Origin of the sequence: Phaeobacter sp. JH20_29 (genome assembly GCF_048056175.1) — a bacterium.
Classification (GTDB): domain Bacteria; phylum Pseudomonadota; class Alphaproteobacteria; order Rhodobacterales; family Rhodobacteraceae; genus Phaeobacter; species Phaeobacter bryozoorum.
In genome coordinates this window covers 144,423-162,000 of record NZ_JAYMWO010000006.1, presented here as the reverse complement: position 1 = coordinate 162,000, position 17,578 = coordinate 144,423, and the positions used below count along the sequence as shown (strand labels likewise).

The 17,578-nt window shown below is 60.7% G+C and carries 15 protein-coding genes; 6 read left to right on the top strand and 9 right to left on the bottom strand.

Translation table 11 applies throughout. The features are described from left to right. Window positions 1–80 precede the first annotated feature (80 nt). Together VWZ85_RS05730 and VWZ85_RS05725 are read right to left on the bottom strand one after the other, a co-directional pair. Window positions 81–2,132 carry an EAL domain-containing protein gene (locus VWZ85_RS05730; RefSeq protein ID WP_340546413.1) on the bottom strand — a complete coding sequence of 684 codons (2,052 nt, stop codon included), beginning with the start codon at window positions 2,130–2,132 and terminating at the stop codon, window positions 81–83. A 209-nt stretch (window positions 2,133–2,341) separates the two neighbouring features. Next, window positions 2,342–2,524, bottom strand: coding sequence for a zinc-finger domain-containing protein (locus VWZ85_RS05725; protein ID WP_340546414.1), 183 nt, complete (start codon window positions 2,522–2,524; stop codon window positions 2,342–2,344). A 71-nt stretch (window positions 2,525–2,595) separates the two neighbouring features. On the opposite strand from VWZ85_RS05725, the gene VWZ85_RS05720 reads away from it, so the two are divergent. Next, window positions 2,596–3,528, top strand: coding sequence for an ATP-binding cassette domain-containing protein (locus VWZ85_RS05720; RefSeq protein WP_416538274.1), 933 nt, complete (start codon window positions 2,596–2,598; stop codon window positions 3,526–3,528). Between the two features lie 88 nt (window positions 3,529–3,616). On the opposite strand, the gene VWZ85_RS05715 is transcribed toward VWZ85_RS05720, so the two are convergent. From VWZ85_RS05715 to VWZ85_RS05705, 3 genes are all read right to left on the bottom strand, one after another. After that, window positions 3,617–3,994, bottom strand: coding sequence for a hypothetical protein (locus tag VWZ85_RS05715; protein ID WP_416534559.1), 378 nt, complete (start codon window positions 3,992–3,994; stop codon window positions 3,617–3,619). Between the two features lie 21 nt (window positions 3,995–4,015). Next, window positions 4,016–4,777: a DUF6478 family protein gene (locus tag VWZ85_RS05710; protein WP_340546417.1), complete on the bottom strand. Its 762-nt coding sequence runs from the start codon at window positions 4,775–4,777 to the stop codon at window positions 4,016–4,018. Between the two features lie 189 nt (window positions 4,778–4,966). Beyond that, a complete protein-coding gene (locus VWZ85_RS05705) occupies window positions 4,967–5,602 on the bottom strand; it encodes a hypothetical protein (RefSeq protein WP_416587403.1) in 636 nt (211 codons plus the stop codon). Between the two features lie 356 nt (window positions 5,603–5,958). Here VWZ85_RS05705 and VWZ85_RS05700 point away from each other — a divergent pair, with 356 nt between their 5' ends. From VWZ85_RS05700 to VWZ85_RS05685, 4 genes are all read left to right on the top strand, one after another. Beyond that, entirely contained in the window at window positions 5,959–9,087 is a 3,129-nt protein-coding gene (locus VWZ85_RS05700; RefSeq protein ID WP_416587357.1) for an ABC transporter transmembrane domain-containing protein, read from the top strand. Next, the gene (locus VWZ85_RS05695) at window positions 9,077–9,997 is read left to right on the top strand and encodes a CPBP family intramembrane glutamic endopeptidase (protein WP_416544552.1); all 921 of its coding nucleotides are present in this window, start codon (window positions 9,077–9,079) and stop codon (window positions 9,995–9,997) included. The genes VWZ85_RS05700 and VWZ85_RS05695 overlap by 11 nt, the downstream gene beginning before the upstream one ends. Before the next feature lie 62 nt (window positions 9,998–10,059). Further along, window positions 10,060–11,004 carry an acetyl-CoA carboxylase, carboxyltransferase subunit beta gene (gene accD, locus VWZ85_RS05690; RefSeq protein WP_416587356.1) on the top strand — a complete coding sequence of 315 codons (945 nt, stop codon included), beginning with the start codon at window positions 10,060–10,062 and terminating at the stop codon, window positions 11,002–11,004. 91 nt (window positions 11,005–11,095) lie between these two features. Next, entirely contained in the window at window positions 11,096–12,364 is a 1,269-nt protein-coding gene (locus tag VWZ85_RS05685) for a bifunctional folylpolyglutamate synthase/dihydrofolate synthase (RefSeq protein ID WP_416587355.1), read from the top strand. A 108-nt stretch (window positions 12,365–12,472) separates the two neighbouring features. Here VWZ85_RS05685 and zapE read toward each other — a convergent pair whose 3' ends face one another. Continuing rightward, entirely contained in the window at window positions 12,473–13,543 is a 1,071-nt protein-coding gene (gene zapE, locus VWZ85_RS05680) for a cell division protein ZapE (RefSeq protein WP_416587354.1), read from the bottom strand. Between the two features lie 224 nt (window positions 13,544–13,767). On the opposite strand from zapE, the gene VWZ85_RS05675 reads away from it, so the two are divergent. Then, a complete protein-coding gene (locus VWZ85_RS05675) occupies window positions 13,768–15,009 on the top strand; it encodes an MFS transporter (RefSeq protein ID WP_416544549.1) in 1,242 nt (413 codons plus the stop codon). A gap of 17 nt (window positions 15,010–15,026) precedes the next feature. Here VWZ85_RS05675 and VWZ85_RS05670 read toward each other — a convergent pair whose 3' ends face one another. The 3 genes from VWZ85_RS05670 to VWZ85_RS05660 are packed head-to-tail and all read right to left on the bottom strand — an operon-like array spanning window position 15,027 to window position 17,542. Next, the gene (locus VWZ85_RS05670; protein ID WP_416587353.1) at window positions 15,027–15,947 is read right to left on the bottom strand and encodes an ornithine cyclodeaminase family protein; all 921 of its coding nucleotides are present in this window, start codon (window positions 15,945–15,947) and stop codon (window positions 15,027–15,029) included. After that, window positions 15,944–16,564, bottom strand: a complete 621-nt coding sequence (locus VWZ85_RS05665) for an HAD-IA family hydrolase (protein WP_340546426.1) — start codon at window positions 16,562–16,564, stop codon at window positions 15,944–15,946. Before VWZ85_RS05665 ends, VWZ85_RS05670 begins: the two co-directional genes overlap by 4 nt. Before the next feature lie 12 nt (window positions 16,565–16,576). Continuing rightward, complete coding sequence (locus VWZ85_RS05660; RefSeq protein ID WP_340546427.1) at window positions 16,577–17,542, bottom strand: DMT family transporter; 966 nt, start codon at window positions 17,540–17,542, stop codon at window positions 16,577–16,579. Between the last annotated feature and the right edge of the window lie 36 nt (window positions 17,543–17,578).

Sequence of the window (17,578 nt, the reverse complement as noted above, 5' to 3'; positions counted from 1 at the left end):
TTGCGCGTTGGCCCCCGTTATCGGTGATCAGCGGAGGGAGAGCAATTGCCCATTCTCGGCCTTTGTGATGTCGGCTGGCGTCAGGCTGTTTTTGCCTGTTTGTTCGCCTCGACGATCAGGCGCATTTCGTCCCGTGCCATTGGTCGGCCAAAGTAAAACCCCTGTACGGAGGCGCATTTCTCGGTGCGCAGGAACTGCAATTCATCCTCTACCTCGACACCCTCGGCCAGGACCGGGATATTGAGCGCAGCGCCCAGGAGCAGGGTGGATCGGACAATTGCCGCCCGTTGATCGTTTTTGTGGACGTCCTGTACGAAGCTGCGGTCGATCTTGATCTTGTCAAAGGGGAAGGTTTGCAGCATCGCGAGCGACGAGTAGCCGGTGCCAAAATCATCCATGGCGATCCGCAGGCCCATGTTTTTCAGCTGTTGCATGACCTTCAGGGTATGGACCTGATCGTCGATAATGCTGGCCTCGGTGATTTCCAGTTCCAGACGTTCAGCAGCAAGGCCGGTTTCCAGCAGGATGTCGGAGACATGTTCGACGAAAGAGGGCTGCATCAGCTGCTGTGGCGCCACGTTGACCGCGATGTTGAAATGCTCGGGCCAACCACTTGCCTCACGGCAGGCCGTGCGCAGAACCCAAAGGCCGATTTCGCGGATCAGCCCGGTTTCCTCGGCGATGGGAATGAAGGTGTCGGGGGGAATGCGGCCTTTTTCCGGGTGGTTCCAGCGCAGGAGAACCTCGAACCCGATGGGAGCGAGAGAGCGCAGATCGTTCTGCAGCTGATAGGCCAGTTCGAACTGATTGCCCGCGATGCAGGCCTGCCGCAGATCGTTGACCAGTTCCAGACGGTCGCGGTTGTGTTTTTCCATCTGCGCATTGAACAGGCATATGTGCCGGTCTGCGTCCGATTTGGCACGATACATGGCCACATCCGACTTGTGCAGCAGATCGCGCAGGTCGCGGCCGTCTTCCAGGCTGGTGGCAACACCGATGGCGACACCGACGATCGCCGATGTGTTGTCAAAATCCACCGGCTCGACGGTCAAGGCGTGCAGCCGCTCGGCAAAGGCCATGACCTGATCGACCCGGCGAAACCCTTGCTTTAGAGCGACAAATTCGTCGCCGCCGACGCGCGCGATATATTCATCTTTCTCCAGAACGCTATTCAGCCGGTCGGCCACGGTCATCAGAACAGCATCCCCGGCTGCGTGACCATAAAGATCGTTGATTTCCTTAAACAGATTGAGATCAAGGGTCAGCACGGCAACGCGTTCGGTCTCGTCGCGCGCCAGCAAGTCGGTCAGACTGGCCATCTTGCGCGTCAGGGACATCCGGTTGGGCAGTCCGGTCAGGGGATCGTGCAGGGCGGCGTGCTGCAGCTGGTCGCGGGCCTCGCTTTCGACGTTTGTTTCGATGCTGAGCGCCGCAAAGCCGATCACCAGGATGATCGTCATCGTACCCAGAACAAACAGGCCAAGTGTCGCATCCGAGATCACCTCGGGCGGGACGGAATACAGTGGGCTGAGCTGTACGGTGATGGCCGACATGCCGGTGAAGTGCATCGTACAGATCGTCAGCGTCATCAGGGCGACGGCAACAAGCCAATGCCGTCCGGTGTTGAACCGGGTGAGATACTGATAGGTCGCCATTCCGAACACCGTGCCCAGCAGAATGGAGGATATGAGCGGTGTGGTCTGCCAGACGATCTCTCCTGGCAGTAGATAGCCGCTCATCCCGAGATAATGCATGGTCGAGACGCTGAGGCCAAACATCGCGCCGCTGGCCGCAACGCGGTGATTGGTCGAATGTGCAATGGCGTAGACACCGTTTGACATCAGCATACCGACAACGGCTGCACCCAGGGACAGTGCCGTGATCAGCGGATCATATCCGTGGACATATCCGGGATCAAAAGCAAGCATGGCGATGAAATGGGTGGTCCAGACGGTGCCGCCGCTGATCAGGCTGGTCAGCACCAGCTGGACGATTTTGCGATTACCGACGGTCTGACCGAGCCGCTGTGTCATCAGGACGGAAAGACAGGAACCGATGACGCAGACAAGCGCAGCCACGGTCACAAGGCCGAGGCTGTGTTCTTGCGTAATGCATTGAACGACGCTGTACATCACAGTCTCCGGTAGCAGCAGATACACCTTCTATCCTGTGCATCATCATCGTAAAGAATCCGCTACCGCGACCGGATCGACGCCGTCTTGATCACTAAAATTCGCCTCAACCTCGTCGCACTTTTCACGAGCTGGCGCAGGTGTTGGCATAAACGCAAAACGCCGCCCGTTCCGGCGGCGTTTCCAATCTTGTGATTTTTTTCAGGCGGTTACGCCTGGTTCTGTGCTGCATCCTTATGGACAAACTTGCAGTCGCAATAGGGGCATTCGACAAAGCCTTCGGCTTCGGGGATTTGCAGGTAGACCCGCGGATGTCCCAGCGCACCTTCGCTGCCGTCGCAGGCGACGCGGTAGCTGTCCACGATCTTGGTTTCCGGCGCTTCGATGGTCATCTCTGGCGGTCCTCTTGGTTATCGTTTAGGGGCTTTTATGAGCCAAGGGAAAACCGGGGGCAAGAGCCGCGATGACAGAGGACGCAATCCGTATTGAAGGTTTGCAAAAAACCTACAAGGGCCGCAGGGGGCAACCCGCGAAAGCCGCGCTGAAAGGTGTGGATCTGAGCATTCCGCGTGGCTCTGTGTTTGGTCTTCTTGGTCCCAACGGTGCCGGCAAATCCACGATGATCAACATCCTGGCCGGGTTGGTTCTGAAAACCGCAGGCAAGGTCACGATCTGGGGCTTTGACCAGGATGAAAACCCGCGTCAGTCCCGGGCGGCTATCGGGGTGATGCCGCAGGAGCTGAATCTTGATCCGTTTTTCAGTCCACGTGGCGCCTTGGAAGTGCAGGCCGGGCTGTATGGTGTGCCAAAATCCGAGCGGCGCAGCGATGAGATCCTGCGTATGGTCGGGCTTGAGGACAAGGCACATGCCTATGCGCGTACCCTGTCCGGTGGAATGCAGCGGCGGCTGTTGCTGGGCAAGGCGCTGGTGCATCATCCGAATATTCTGGTGCTGGATGAGCCGACAGCAGGCGTGGATATCGAATTGCGCCAGATGCTGTGGGAGAACATCCGCAAGCTGAACGCGCAAGGCATGACAATCATCCTGACGACCCATTACCTCGAAGAGGCCGAGGAAATGTGTGATGAGATCGCAATCATCAACCAGGGCGAGCTGGTTGCCCGCGACACCACCGCAAATCTGCTGGGGCGTCTGGACGCCAAGGCGATGGTGGTGCATCCGGCGGCGGCGGTGACGAAACTGCCAGCCGGTAAGGGGATTACATCGGAGTTGCGCGGCGACGGGGCAGTGATCCTGCGCTATCATGGCAACGCAACCAGCGCCGAGGAGGTGCTCTCAGCGGTGCGCGCCGCAGGGATCTCCATCCGCGATGTGAAGACCGAGGAGGCGGATCTGGAAGACGTGTTCCTGGCGCTGACGACGTCGCGCAGCTGAGACGCGTATTAAAGCAGTCGCGCTGTTGGCTACAGGCATCGGGGCCCGTGTTAGAGACGATAAGTTAGCCCAGCCCGGCGTGACGCGGTTATTGCGTTTCGACGCAGTGGCGGCGAAAGGCGCGTTTCAGCATGTCCAGTTCGGCGCGCAAAAGCTCGACCTCGACTCGCAGGTCATCGCCCGTGAGTTCACCGCAGATCAGGGTGAAATCGCCGAGTTTGACATCGCTCTTGAGGTCGTAGATCACAAAACTCTGCACCCCGTCGGCGATCGCTTCGGTTGGGATCGGGATTGTCAGCGACCATTCGCCTGCGGTGTCGCTTTCGGTCAGGGCAACATCGCGAACCGGGCGATCCAGGTGCCGGACCTCGATCAGCGGGGCGGAGGCGCTGTGACCGGACCCCGTGATCCGGCCTTCCCAGAGCCCCTCGCGAAAACGAATTTTGGTCAATGTCAATTGGCTCATGTCCGGCCTTTCGAATGTGGGTTACAGGCTGGCGCGGCGACTGCGCGACAGAGTGACATCGCGCAGGGTCACCTGGTTCATTTCCGGGGCTTCAAAGATCAGCTCCAGCCAAAGCCGCTCGACCCGTTTTTCGTTCAACTCAGCATAGGCTAGGTCGTATTCCACATGGGTGCGCTTGTCGCCCATCGGCAGTTCCCGCACCATCTGTTCAGTATTCGGGCCGTGTTTGATATTGAGCCGGGCAAAGATCTCGATCGGTTTTTCCGTCTCAAGCGTGCAGTCCACCCGCAGCAGATGGTCACGGTTCAGCCCTGCGGTGACGTCTTGCGGCAACTCGATGACCAGTGACAGGAACGAGCCGTCAAACCCAAACACATCCAGACGCACACCATAAGGGGCGAGGTCTTCCTCGCGGTTGTTGCGCAGCTGGCGCAGGGTGAGTTCGGAAACGGTGCAGTCGTGAAACAGCTCCACCTCTCCGCCGAGCCGTGTTTTGCTGGCGACGGCCGAGGCACCGGGAACCGGCAGCGGGCCACGCCACAGTTCGGGCCGCCAGCCCCAGTCGGTGCCGTGAGGGCGGGGAAAAGCGTTCGAGCCCACCTGCGGCAGCGCCAGCCGACCTTCGGCGATGTGAATGAGCCGGTCCAGATGCAGGCGCAGGGTTCGGGCGCGATTGCGTTGTTCCCTCAGACGGCTGAGGGGCATTTTCGACGCCTGCTGTGCCAGCCGACGCCAACGCCTGAGAACGCGCGCGAACAGCAGTTTTTCTATTGTCCTGCCCATTGGCTCAATATCCTGTCCTGCGAGTCATGCTTTTCGGCGATGCGGCAAAGCATCAGCGTTTCATTGTTTTCTTCGACCCTAGCCAAAGCGGTGACCGCTGACAAACTCGGAAGCGGAAATCCGTTTGGATGGTTGGTGCTTGGCAGCTCCCGTCTCCGTGTCATCGCGCCCGCCGTTCTGGCGTGGATATCACCGGGTGATACCATCGGTAGCGGGATCAAGATCGGCAGTCACCGAGGCTTCGAGCGTTTTTGCGGTCAGTTCGTTCAGCAATTGTGCGCCGCGTCGACCAAGGTTGCGGCTGCCGCTGGGCGCGTAGAGCGCAACGGCCACCAGTTGGTCGTTCAGCACGAAGGCGCCGCGCCAGTGCACGGGGCTGGCGCCACGAGCGCGGTGGTTCGGCATGTTCAGCTTGACCAGCGGCAGCATCATGTCGTTGCGCTCAGCGACCAGCCGGGCGCCGGGTGCTGTCTTTAACAGATCAGCGCTGGTCAATGCCGCATCCGCTGGGCCAGCGGGTCCGACAGCGACGGTGATCAAGGCGCGGTTGCGACTGGCGGGGCCGGGACGCAGACTGGAACAGGGAACGACGATGGCAAACCCACCTTCGGCGCGATGGCCCGTCATGCGGGGATCGATGCAGAAGCCGGCTGGTGGCACCAGATGAATGGTGTCACTGGCAAAGCTCATCCGGGTGATATCCCCGGGCTGCGGCTCAGTCTTGGCCCCCACCAGCGAGAGACCTGAATCGGCGGTGCAGGCGGCCAGAGCGGTGGCGGCAAGCAGGGTCAGAGCACGCCGATACAGTCGGTGGCAGCCGGTCACCTGCAACGTCGTGCGTGCGCCATCGCAAAGCCACTGTGCAATCGCGGTAGAAAAGCAACAACCGGATAGCCGGGGTTGAGCGGACCGATACCCGTTTTCCGTTTGTGCCTCTGACTGCGCTCCATCAGAAATAGATACTATTTTTCCGTCGCTTATGATGGTCACGGTGGTCTCTGCCTGTCGTTGTCTTGCTCGATTCCGGAATAGTCCGGGGGCGCCTCTGTCGCAAGCAGCCCACGCAAAAGTCGGCCGGGTGTTGCCTTGTAATGTCAGGGGGCAGTGATTAGGGTCTGACCGCTGCAGAGCCAGCAGGCGATTTCGCGCTGACACCTTCCGACACGTAAGAGGAGCAGGGGATGCAATCCACCCTGTTTTCATTCATCTGGACCTATTCACGGCGCCAGCAGATAGGTCTGTTGGCGCTGACCATGGTCACATTCCCCTTTCTCTACGCTGCGTTGGAACTGCCCAAGCGGATCATCAATGACGCCATCGGCGCACCGATGGATCAGGTTGAGGTACTGGGCCAGGAGATTGGCCAGGTCGATTACCTGCTGCTGCTCTGTTTTGGGTTCCTTGCTGCGGTTCTGATCAGCGGGCTGCTGAAGATGCGTCTCAATACCATGAAGGGGGTTGTGGCGGAGCGACTGCTGCGACGTCTGCGCTATACGCTGATCAACCGGATGATGCGCTTTCCCACGCCCTATTTCCGCACCACGAGCCAAGGTGAACTTGTGTCGATGATCACCTCGGAGTCGGAGCCGATGGGCGGGCTGATGGGGGATGCCGTCGCCCAGCCGGTGTTTCAGGCCGGGCAGATGCTGACGATCGTCGTGTTCCTGTTCATGCAGAGTCTGTGGTTCGGTCTCGCGTCCATCGCATTGATCCCGCTACAGGCCTGGCTCATCCCGATGCTGCAACGGCAGATCAACCTGCTGAACAAGGATCGTATCCAGGAGGTGCGGGCTTTCTCGGCCGAGATCGGTGAAACGGCGGCCGGGATCAGCGATCTGCGGATCAATGGCGGACGACGCTACCGGCTGGCGCAGATTTCGACGCGTTTGGGGCGACTGTTCGATATTCGGCGACGCATCTACAGCAAGAAATACTTCATGAAGTTCCTCAACAACATGATCGGCCATCTGACGCCTTTTGTGTTCTATTCCGCCGGAGGGGTGCTGGCGATCCGCGGCGATATCACAGTGGGCGCTCTGGTGGCGGCGCTGGCAGCTTACAAGGACCTTTCCGCGCCGTGGCGGGAGTTGCTGACCTATTATAATCAGGTGCAGGACATGAGCCTGCGCTGGTCGATCATGACCGATCGTTTCTCGCCCAAGGGGATGATCCCGGAGACGCTGATCGACGGTGTGCCCGCCGATATTCCCCATCTGCGCGGGGAGATCGAGCTGCGCAATGTTTCGGTGAAGGACGCCGATGGCAATATGGTGCTTGAAGATCTGTCGCTGACCATTCCCGCCGGGGGACGTGTCGCGATCCAGAGCGGCAGCGAGGCCGAGCGCGCAGCTTTTGCCGCATTGCTGACGCGTGAGGTGATGCCGTTTCGAGGTACGGTGACCATTGCAGGCCATCGGCTGGATCAGCTGCACCAAGGCGTGATCGCGACGCGCGTCGGCTATGCCTATTCGCGGCCCTACCTATTTGACGGATCGCTCGGGGACAATGTGCTGATGCCGCTGCGTGATCAACCTCACATGCCAGCCCACACCGAGGCGCGCGGCAAAAACCGGGCGCTGACCGAAGCCTGCCGTGCGGGTAACAGCCCCGACCCGCTGACGGCGGATTGGATCAATCCGGCGCTGGCCGGGCTCGGATCGGAAAGCGAGCTGCGCGATTGGTGGTTCCAGCTGGTTGAGGCGATGGGCATTGATGAGCAGCTGTTTCGACGCACCCTGCACACGCGTTTTCAGATCGGACCGCATCTGGGGCTGGTCCAGCAGATCATCGGGCTGCGAGCTCTGGTTGCTGAACGGCTGGAGCGTGCCGGGCTGTCTGACGTCGTGCACCGTTTCGACCCGGACAGTTTCAACCCGGCGGTGCCGCTGGGCGGCAATATCCTGTTTGCCGCGCCCACGCGCGCCATCGCCCCGGAAGAGCTGATTGCCGAAGATGGGCCGATTATCAGTGCGCTGCGTGACAATGGCTTGCAGCAGGATGTGATCGCTTTTGGCCTCGGGGTTATGGAAACACTGCGGCAGACCTTTGGCCTGGCTGATACCGACCATCCGCTGTTCAAGCGGCTGGGGCTGGACGAGGCGCTCTATCAGCGTATCGCTGAGGTTGCCGACCGGCAGAAGACACTGGGTGTGCCGGGATTGCGGGAGGATGAGCGGGGTCTGCTTGCATCGGTTCCGTTTCTGATTTCCGAAGAGCAGATCGGCACCGCGTTCCCGGAACGCTTCAAGCAGCAGATCCTGACGATGCGGCGTGATATGGCGCAGACCCTGCAGGCGCAATTGGGCGATCTCTTTATTTCGATCTCTCCAGACGCCTATCTTCCGCGTCTCACCGTGTTGGAGAATCTTCTATACGGGCGGCTGTCGCTGGGCGCGGGAGCAAAGGCGAAACAGGTTGAGGATCTGGTCGCCGACGTGCTGGAGGAACACGGGCTGCGCAAGCGGCTGGCGCTTATTCTCTATGATCTGCCGGCAGGTCTGGGCGGCGCGGCGCTGGAGCCGGTGTTTCAGGAGCGCGCGGCCTTTACCCGTGCAGCGATCAAACGGCCTGATGTCCTGATCCTGGATCGCGCGCTGGCGAGTCATGACAGCGCCAGTCGGCTGAAATCACGCGAGCGCCTTGCTGAGCTGATGCCAAGTACCACGATGCTGTTTCTGGAAGATCAATTCAATCACCCCGAACGCTATGATATTTTTGTGAAAATTCAGAACGGGCGCATCGACGGGGTGGAAGGCGGATTGACCGACCCGATGGAGAATGCCGCGCGAAACGACCTTGGCAAACGGCTGGAGCTTATTCAAAGTACAGATCTGTTCTCGAAACTGGATGCGCGGAACCAGCGCCTGTTGGCCTTCTCGGCGCGCTGGCATGATGTGGCCAAGGGCGATTACGTGTTCCGATTTGGAGAGAGCGGCGATGCGGTGTTTCTCTGTCTGACCGGTACAGCGGAACTGTACTGGCCCGATCGAACGCCGGAGACCACGCCGATTTCCCGGGTTGAGCCGGGGCGGTTGATCGGTGATCTGGCTGTTATCCTGCGCGACACACGGCAATTGGACCTGATTGCGGTGGAAGATTGCCGTTTTCTCAGGATTGGCGCCGAAGAGTACCGTGCCGTGATCGAGGCGGATGCGGGCGTGGCCGTGCAGCTGCTCGAAACGGTCTCACGGCATCTGGTGCAGGTTGCGGGTGTTGTCCGCGCGGCGGATCAGAATGTTGCAGGCAGCCAAGCACCAGCGGTGGCTGCGACCAGTACACTTGCGGAGGAGCATAGCGGCAATGTCTATTGATCCCACAATGGCGGCCTATGCTGCCCATGCGCAACTGGTCGATCCGGCCCGGCGCAGCCCGCAGATCTGGCGGCTGCTGCTTGGTATGCTGCTCGTGGCAGTACTCAGCTACGCGATGACCAATGTCGCTGTCCAGCTGCTGATTGCTGCCGCGCCGGGTGATTGGGTGAGTGATTTGCCGACCGGGGGCTCGCCCGTGGCCATGCTGGTGCTGCTGGGCAGCTTCTTACCCGTGACCGTGGCTGTTGCCTGCGTGCTGCGCCTGTTGCACCGACGCGGCCTGACCAGCCTGATCGGCCCGATACCGCAGACCTTGCGACAGTTCTGCCGGACCGGCGTTCGACTGATGGTCCTGATGATGGGGCTTGCCGTTCTGTGGTTGGTCCTGCCGGGCGGGCTGGACGGCGGTGTAATGTCGGATCTGGTGCCGAACCTGCCACCAGCGCAATGGCTGCTGTTGCTACCATTCGCGCTGATGGCGATATTCGTGCAGGTCAGCGCCGAGGAAATCCTGTTCCGGGGGTATCTCCAGCAGGCGCTTGCGGCGCGGTTTTCTCATCCGCTGGTCTGGCTTCTGGTGCCGTCGATCCTCTTTGCTGCTGGTCACTATGTGCCGGCCGATGCCGGGGTGAATGCGCCCTTCATTGCGCTCTGGGCGGGGGCGTTTGGACTGCTGATGGCGGATCTGACCGCCCGGGCGGGCACGCTGGGCCCCGCAATCGCAGTACATTTTGCCAATAATATCATTGCTATCCTCTTGTTCGGATCGCCCACCAGCCTGTCGGGATTGGCGCTATATCTGGTCCCGTTTGAGCTGTCGGATCCCGTTGTCATGCGGCAAATGCTCTGGCTGGATCTCGCGGTTGTGGGCTTCTGCTGGTTGGTTGCGCGGCTTGCCATCCGGCGCTGATTGCATTTAGACGCGCGGGGCCTTATTTGAAGGTCCAAACCGCCCCTACAAAGGCATGGCTTATGAACTGGATCACCAACTACGTCCGGCCGCGGATCAATTCGATCTTCTCGCGCCGCGAAGTTCCCGAGAACCTTTGGCGCAGATGCGACGAATGCGGCACCATGCTGTTTCACCGCGAGCTGAGCGACAATCTGAATGTCTGCAACAATTGCGGACACCACATGCACATCACGCCACGCGACCGGTTTCTGGCGCTGTTTGATGGCGGTGTCTTCACCGAAGTCAAAGTGCCTGAACCTCTGGCCGACCCGCTCAAGTTCCGTGATCAGAAACGTTATCCCGACCGGATGAAAGCGGCGCAGAAGAAGACCGCGGAGAAAGAGGCGATGCTGGTGGCTGCCGGTGAAATCGGCCGGACGCCGATCATCGCTGCGGCACAGGATTTCTCCTTCATGGGCGGCTCCATGGGCATGTTCGTAGGCAATGCGATCATCGCGGCTGCTCAGGAGGCCGTGAAGCTGAAACGCCCGCTGGTGCTATTCTCCGCCGCCGGAGGCGCACGCATGCAGGAGGGCATCCTGTCGCTGATGCAGATGCCGCGGACCACCGTTGCGGTGCAGATGCTGAAAGAGGCGGGGCTGCCCTATATCGTCGTGCTGACCCATCCGACGACCGGTGGTGTGACAGCCTCTTACGCGATGCTGGGGGATGTCCATATCTCCGAACCCAATGCGCTGATCTGTTTTGCTGGCCCCCGGGTGATCGAACAGACCATTCGCGAGAAACTGCCTGAGGGCTTTCAGCGCGCCGAATACCTTCTGGATCACGGCATGTTGGACCGGGTGACCCCGCGCACAGAGATGCGTGACGAGCTGATCACCATCACCCGCATGCTGCTGGGCCTGCCGCCGCAGATTGTCGGCGACCTGCCCGCCCCGGATGCCAGCGAGCAGGCCGGGAACGACACCAAGGGTGCCGCAGATGCACCGGCCTCAGGCGGCTGATCCTGATAATCTCTGATGTTGCGGCCCGCTCGTTCTTCGGGTGGGCCGTTTGCATATCTTACCGCCTGTACCAACGCCAGTGAGCTGTAGAATGACCCAGACCTCCGACGCGATCCTTGCCCGCATGATGGCGCTGCATCCCAAGATCATCGACCTGACGCTGGACCGGGTCTGGCGGCTGCTGGAAGCGCTGGACAATCCGCAGGACAAGCTGCCGCCGGTGATCCATCTGGCCGGCACCAATGGCAAGGGCTCGACCCAGGCGATGATCCGGGCCGGGCTGGAGGGGATGGGAAAGAGTGTTCATGCCTATACCTCGCCGCATCTGGCGCGCTTTCATGAGCGGATCCGGCTGGCCGGAGAGCTGATCTCCGAGGCGCATCTGACCGAGGTCCTGGATGAGTGCTACGCCAGGAACGGCGGCGAGAACATTACCTATTTCGAGATAACAACGGTGGCGGGGATTCTCGCCTTTTCCCGCAGGCCTGCCGACTACACGCTGCTGGAAGTGGGTCTTGGCGGGCGTCTGGATGCGACCAATGTGATCACCCCGGCGCTCAGCGTGATCACCCCGGTTTCGATCGACCATGAACAGTTCCTGGGCAACACGCTGGCGAAGATCGCGGGCGAAAAGGCGGGCATCATCAAGCGCGGCGTGCCGGTTGTGGTTGGCCCGCAGCCTGACGAGGCGATGGAGGTGATCGAGGCCACCGCCGCCCGTCTTGGCGCGCCGCTGATCGCCTATGGCCAGCACTGGCATGTCTGGGAGGAGCGCGGGCGGCTGGTGTTTCAGGACGAAACCGGCCTCTTGGATTTGCCGCTGCCGGTTCTGCTGGGCGCGCATCAGATCCAGAACGCCGGTGCGGCGCTGGCGGCGCTGCGCCATCTGGGCGCCGATGAGGCGGCCTGCGAAGCGGCGATGCTGCACGCCGAATGGCCCGCGCGGATGCAGAAACTGAAGACCGGCCCGCTGGTTGAGGCCGCGCCGGAGGCGGAGCTGTGGCTGGACGGCGGCCACAACGCCGCGGCGGGCGTGGCGCTGGCGGATGTTCTGGCCAAGCTGCCGGAGCGCCCCACGCATCTGATCTGCGGCATGCTGAACACCAAGGACGTGCGCGGCTACATGGCACCACTGGCACCGCATGTGGCGAGTCTCACCGCGATTTCGATCCCCGATGAGGTGAACACGCTGAGCGCCGGGGAGACCGAGGTCGCGGCCAAATCCGTGGGTATCGAGGCAGGCACGGCAGACAGCACTATGGCAGCGCTGCAGGCGATTGTCGCCAAGGACCCGCAGGCACGAGTGCTGATCTGCGGCTCGCTCTATCTGGCCGGTCACATTCTGCGCGAAAACGGCTGACGACTGACGGCGCCGGTGATCGGTGCCAGTGCTGCCCGTCATCTTTCCAAAAATACTCCGGGGGTGAGAAAGCCGTGCTTTCGAGGGGGCAGCGCCCCCTTGTTGCTCTCAGCCCTCGCGTCCCCAGTCCCGGTCCTGCATCTCACGCAGCCGGGAGGCTGTGCGCTCGAATTCAAATGTGCCTTCCCCCTCGACATAGAGCATTTCCGGCTCCGCAGCGGCTGAGCAGATGAGGCGCACCCCTGCCTCGTAAAGCGCATCAATCAGTGTCACAAAACGCTTGGCTTCATTGAAGTTGTTGCGGCTGAGACGGGGAATATCCTCAAGCACCAGAACCTTGACCACCTCGGCGATGGCCAGGTAGTCGCCGGGACCCAGCATTTCGCCGCAGAGATCATAAAATCCGGCCCGAGCGACACCGTTGCGGAAGGCAGGCAGCGTTACGTCTCGCCCTTTGACCTCCAGCGTCAGGGGAAGGGCCGGGCCGCCGGAGAGATCCTCCCAGATTTCGCGAATCTTGGCGTTTGCCTCGGCATTCACTGGCGAGAAATAGACCTGCGCCCCAGTCAGACGATCCTGACGATAATCGACCGGGCTGACCATTTCATGGACCTGCATCTGCTGCTTGATCAGGTCGATGAAGGGCAGGAACAGTTGCCGGTTCAACCCGTTCTTATAGAGATCATCCGGCACCCGGTTTGACGTTGTGATCACCGTTACACCAGCGGCGAACAGCGCCTCGAACAGGCGGCCGACAATCATTGCATCGGTGATATCGCTGATCTGCATCTCGTCGAAGGCCAGCAGCCGGACCGACCCCGCCACTTCTGCCGCAACGGGAGCCAGCGCGTCTTCGACCCCCTGCTGGCGCGCTTCGTGCATTTTGCCGTGGATTTCCTGCATGAAGGCGTGAAAGTGTACGCGCCGCGATGGAACGTCATCAAGGCTGTCGACAAACAGATCCATGAGCATCGACTTGCCCCGTCCGACCCCACCCCAGAGATAAAGGCCCTTCACCGCCTGATAGCTGGCCTTGCGAAAGAGGCCGCGTTTCACCGGCGGGGCTTTCAGGCCCGCGGCGATGCGGTCGAAATGGGGAAGCACGGCCTCCTGCGCAGGGTCGGGCTTCAACATGCCTGCGTCGATTTTCTGCTGATAAAGCGCGGTCAGATGGGTCATGTCGGAAGGGATAGCCTGAGGGCCTTCGGATGGAAAGATATCTCAGCCTATCGCGGTTTTGCAGCTGCAAGGACAGATGCGGGCGGTCGCGAAGTCTCTGTGGAAAAGGGCAGGCTGTAATACATCAAATATTCTTACCTATAAGCGCAAAAATCCTGATTTGACCGACCCTGTTTTTTCCGTACCGTCGCTTGACCGGAGCCCCTCCGGCAAGGAGAGTGATCATGACCCGCCCCGCACCGCTGTTTACCCCCGTCCTGATTGTCGGCTGCATCATCATTATGGCAAGCTTTGCGGTGCGTGCGTCTTTTGGCGTCTTTCAGATCCCGATTGCCGAGGAATTCGGCTGGTTGCGGTCCGAATTTTCGCTGGCGATTGCCATCCAGAATCTGGCCTGGGGCATCGGGCAGCCGATTTTCGGCGCCATCGCAGAGAAGATCGGCGACCGCAAGGCGATCATCATCGGCGCGCTGGTCTATGCAGCCGGTCTGGTGCTCAGCGCCTTCGCAACCACGCCGTTTGAGATGCAGGCTTATGAATGGCTGGTGGGTTTCGGCATAGCCGGAACCGGGTTTGGTGTCGTGCTGGCCGTGGTTGGCCGGGCCAGTTCGGATGAGAACCGGTCAATGTCTCTCGCAATTGTCACTGCCGCCGGCTCTGCCGGGCAGATTTTCGGCGCGCCGACTGCCGAATGGATGCTGACGTTTTTGAGCTGGCAGAGCGTTTTTCTGGTGTTTGCGGGCGTTGTTCTGGCGCTGATCGCGACCCTGCCCCTGATGCGCGCACCGGAAGCGGCCTCCAAGGCGGAGCTGGAAGAGAGCATGGGGGCAATCCTGGTAAAGGCGTTCAAGGATCCGTCCTATACGCTGATTTTCCTCGGCTTTTTCAGCTGCGGCTATCAGCTGGCCTTTGTCACGGCGCATTTCCCTGCGTTTGTGACAGAGATGTGCGGCCCGATCCTGCCGGGAGGTGCGCTTTATTCGATGGGGATCACCTCAACCTCGACATTGGGGGCGGTTGCGATATCGCTGATCGGCGCGGCCAATGTCGGGGGAACCCTGCTCGCCGGTTGGCTAGGCAACCGGTATTCCAAGAAATACCTGCTGGCGGCGATCTATACCGGCCGCACGATTGCGGCGGCGGCGTTTATTCTGGTGCCGATCACGCCGGTTTCGGTCATCATTTTTTCCATCGTGATGGGGTCGCTGTGGCTGGCGACGGTGCCGCTGACCTCCGGTCTTGTCGCGCATCTCTACGGGCTGCGTTACATGGGCACGCTTTATGGAATCGTGTTCTTCAGTCACCAACTGGGTAGTTTTCTGGGCGTGTGGCTGGGGGGGCGGATGTATGACATCTACGGAGATTACACGCTGGTCTGGTGGATCGGTGTCGGGATCGGCGCGTTCAGCGCCATTGTGCACCTGCCCATTCGCGAACACCCTCGGGCCCGGATGGCCGCTGCCTGAGAGCTGCGACCGGGGGGTCAGCTCCCTCCTTGCCAGCGGTCCAGAATGTGGCGGCTGGTGATCAGATCCATATGTGCGCCGCCCCCGTTTTTGAACAGGGTGATCTTGGTCGGGTCGAATTCGGGAAAGCGCTCCAGATCGTAGAAGTCCGCCAGGATTTCGTTGCGGCGGATCACGCCGTCGGCCAGCGGAATCTTGAACTCCCCAATGTGATCGATGGTGGTGTCAAAGCTGTCACAATAGATCTCGGCGCGTTGCAGAGCGGTATCATCCGCCTCGCGCATGTCTGGGCGGTAGGCGCCGATCAGATTGAGATGCTGGCCGGGGTGCAACCAGTCCCCATGGATGATAGGCGTCGACGACATGGTGCAGGTCACGATGATATCCGCCGCCCGCACAGAAGTTTCCAGATCGGGTGCTGTTTTCGTATGGGGGTAGCGGTGTGCCAGCGCCTCTGCCTTTGCCAACGTACGATTCCAGATGCGGATCTGAGCTTTGGGGTAGGCGGTGCCAAAGGCCTCTATCAGCGAGGCCCCGACGGTGCCGGCCCCAACAATCAGGATCTCCCGGCTGTCTGGATTGGCCAAGCGGAGCGCCCCCAGCAGGCTGTCACCAGCCGTTTTCCATTTGGTTACCAGATGGAAGTCGATCAGCGCCTCCAGCATCCCGTGCTGATCGTCGTAGAGGCACACCGCACCATTGACCATCGGCTGGCCGCGATCCGGGTTGCCGGGAAAGATCGTCGCGCTTTTCACCGCAAGACCAAGCCCATCAATCCACGCAGCGCGGTTCAGCAGCGTGTCCTTGCCCCGGTAGAGGAAACTATCGGTGACCTCAGCCTTTGGCAGCCGGTGTCCTGCGGCGAGGGCATCACAGAACGATCGCCAGTCCAGATTGGCTTCGCCCTGGTCGAATGGGATTTGCAGGATCGCGCTCATTGGGCCTCCTCCGGCGACAGCAGTCCCTCTGTTACCAGGCGATCAGCCCAGGTCTGGGGATGGGTAAAGAGATGCGTCTGCCAGCCGCGTTCGGCGGCAGCCTCGATGTTTTCGGGGCGGTCGTCGGTGAACAGGAGACGCTCAGACGGTACGCCGGTATCCTGTTCAAGCTGGGCGTAGATCTCTGCCTCAGGTTTGATCGTGCGTAGATGGCCGGAGACAAATGCTTTGTCGAACTCGTCGAAGAACGGGTAGGTGGTTCTGGCCAGTTCAAAGGTGCCAATCCCAAAATTCGTGAGCGCAAAGACCGGCACAGCGCGTCGGCGCAGAGCGCGCATCAGGCGAACGGAGTGAGGAATCGCAGGGCTGGCCATCTGGAGCCAGCTGTCGTGCCAATGGCGAATCTCGTCGGCCCATTCGGGATGCTGATCGGCCAGCGCATAGACGGCGCCCTTGAAATCGTCGCCCCGGTCTATGCCCAGGTTCATTTCATGCAGGTCGACCTCGCGAAACAGCGCTTCGCGTCGCTCCTTGCCGATCTTGGCATCGTAGAAGCGTTCAGGCTCCCATTCGATCAGCACGCGGCCGATGTCAAAAACGACGGCTTGGATGGTCATCTTCAGGCTCTCCTATCCGGTCGAACGCGGTCGTGGGCGAGGGGCCGGGCGACTGCGGCGGGTTTCGCGCCAGACTGAAACAAGACCGGCGCCAATGATCAAGGTCGATCCGATCCAGACCGGGCCGTCTGGCCATTCGTCAAAGACCAATACGCCCCAAACCACGGCCATCGGCATGGCGATATATTCAAACGGAGCAACCAGACCAGCCTCGCACTGGCGATAGGCCTGGCTGACCAGATAACCGCCGACGGAGCCGGCTAGCCCCACGGTCAGAAACAGGAGCCAATCCTGAGAGGCAGGCCAGATCCAGGCGCGCAGGATGAACTGCAGACCAGCGCTGTCGGAGGTGGCGAAGCGCCCGTCACCGGCTAGCAGCCCGACAAGGGAGCTGACCAGCAGAAACCCAAGCGTCGGGTAGAAGGACAGTGTCGCCGCCTTGTCCGAACCGCCAGCCCGGCGGGTCAGGACATGCAGCGTGGCATAGCCGCAGGCACCGAGAAACGGCAGGATTGCAGCAGGCTGAAAGGTGCCGGGACCCGGGCGCATGATCATCAGAATACCGACAAAACCGATGGCAACCGCCATCCAGCGCCAAGGGCCAACCCGCTCTTTCAGAAACAGGACTGACAGGCTGGTGACAACCAGCGGCGTGGCAAAGGCAATCGCCACCGCTTCGGCGATGGGCATGATCGCGAGACCGGTAAAGAAACAGAGATTGGCAAATAGCACCGCGAGGCTGCGCAGCAGATGCAGACGGGGTTGCCGCGTGCGCAGAATGCCATAGCCGCCTTCCAGAGGGATGATCAGCGCCAGCAAGACGAACATGGCCACGACGGAGCGGAACATCACCACCTGATATAGCGGGTAATCGCCGGACAGGAATTTGAAGATGACGTCTATGATGGAGAAACAGATGGCGGCCCCGACTGCCGCAAGGACGCCAAGAATGGGGAGGCCTGCCTGTTGCTGCGTCACATCTGCTCTCCGCCTCGGTGATTGGTGCAATCAGTG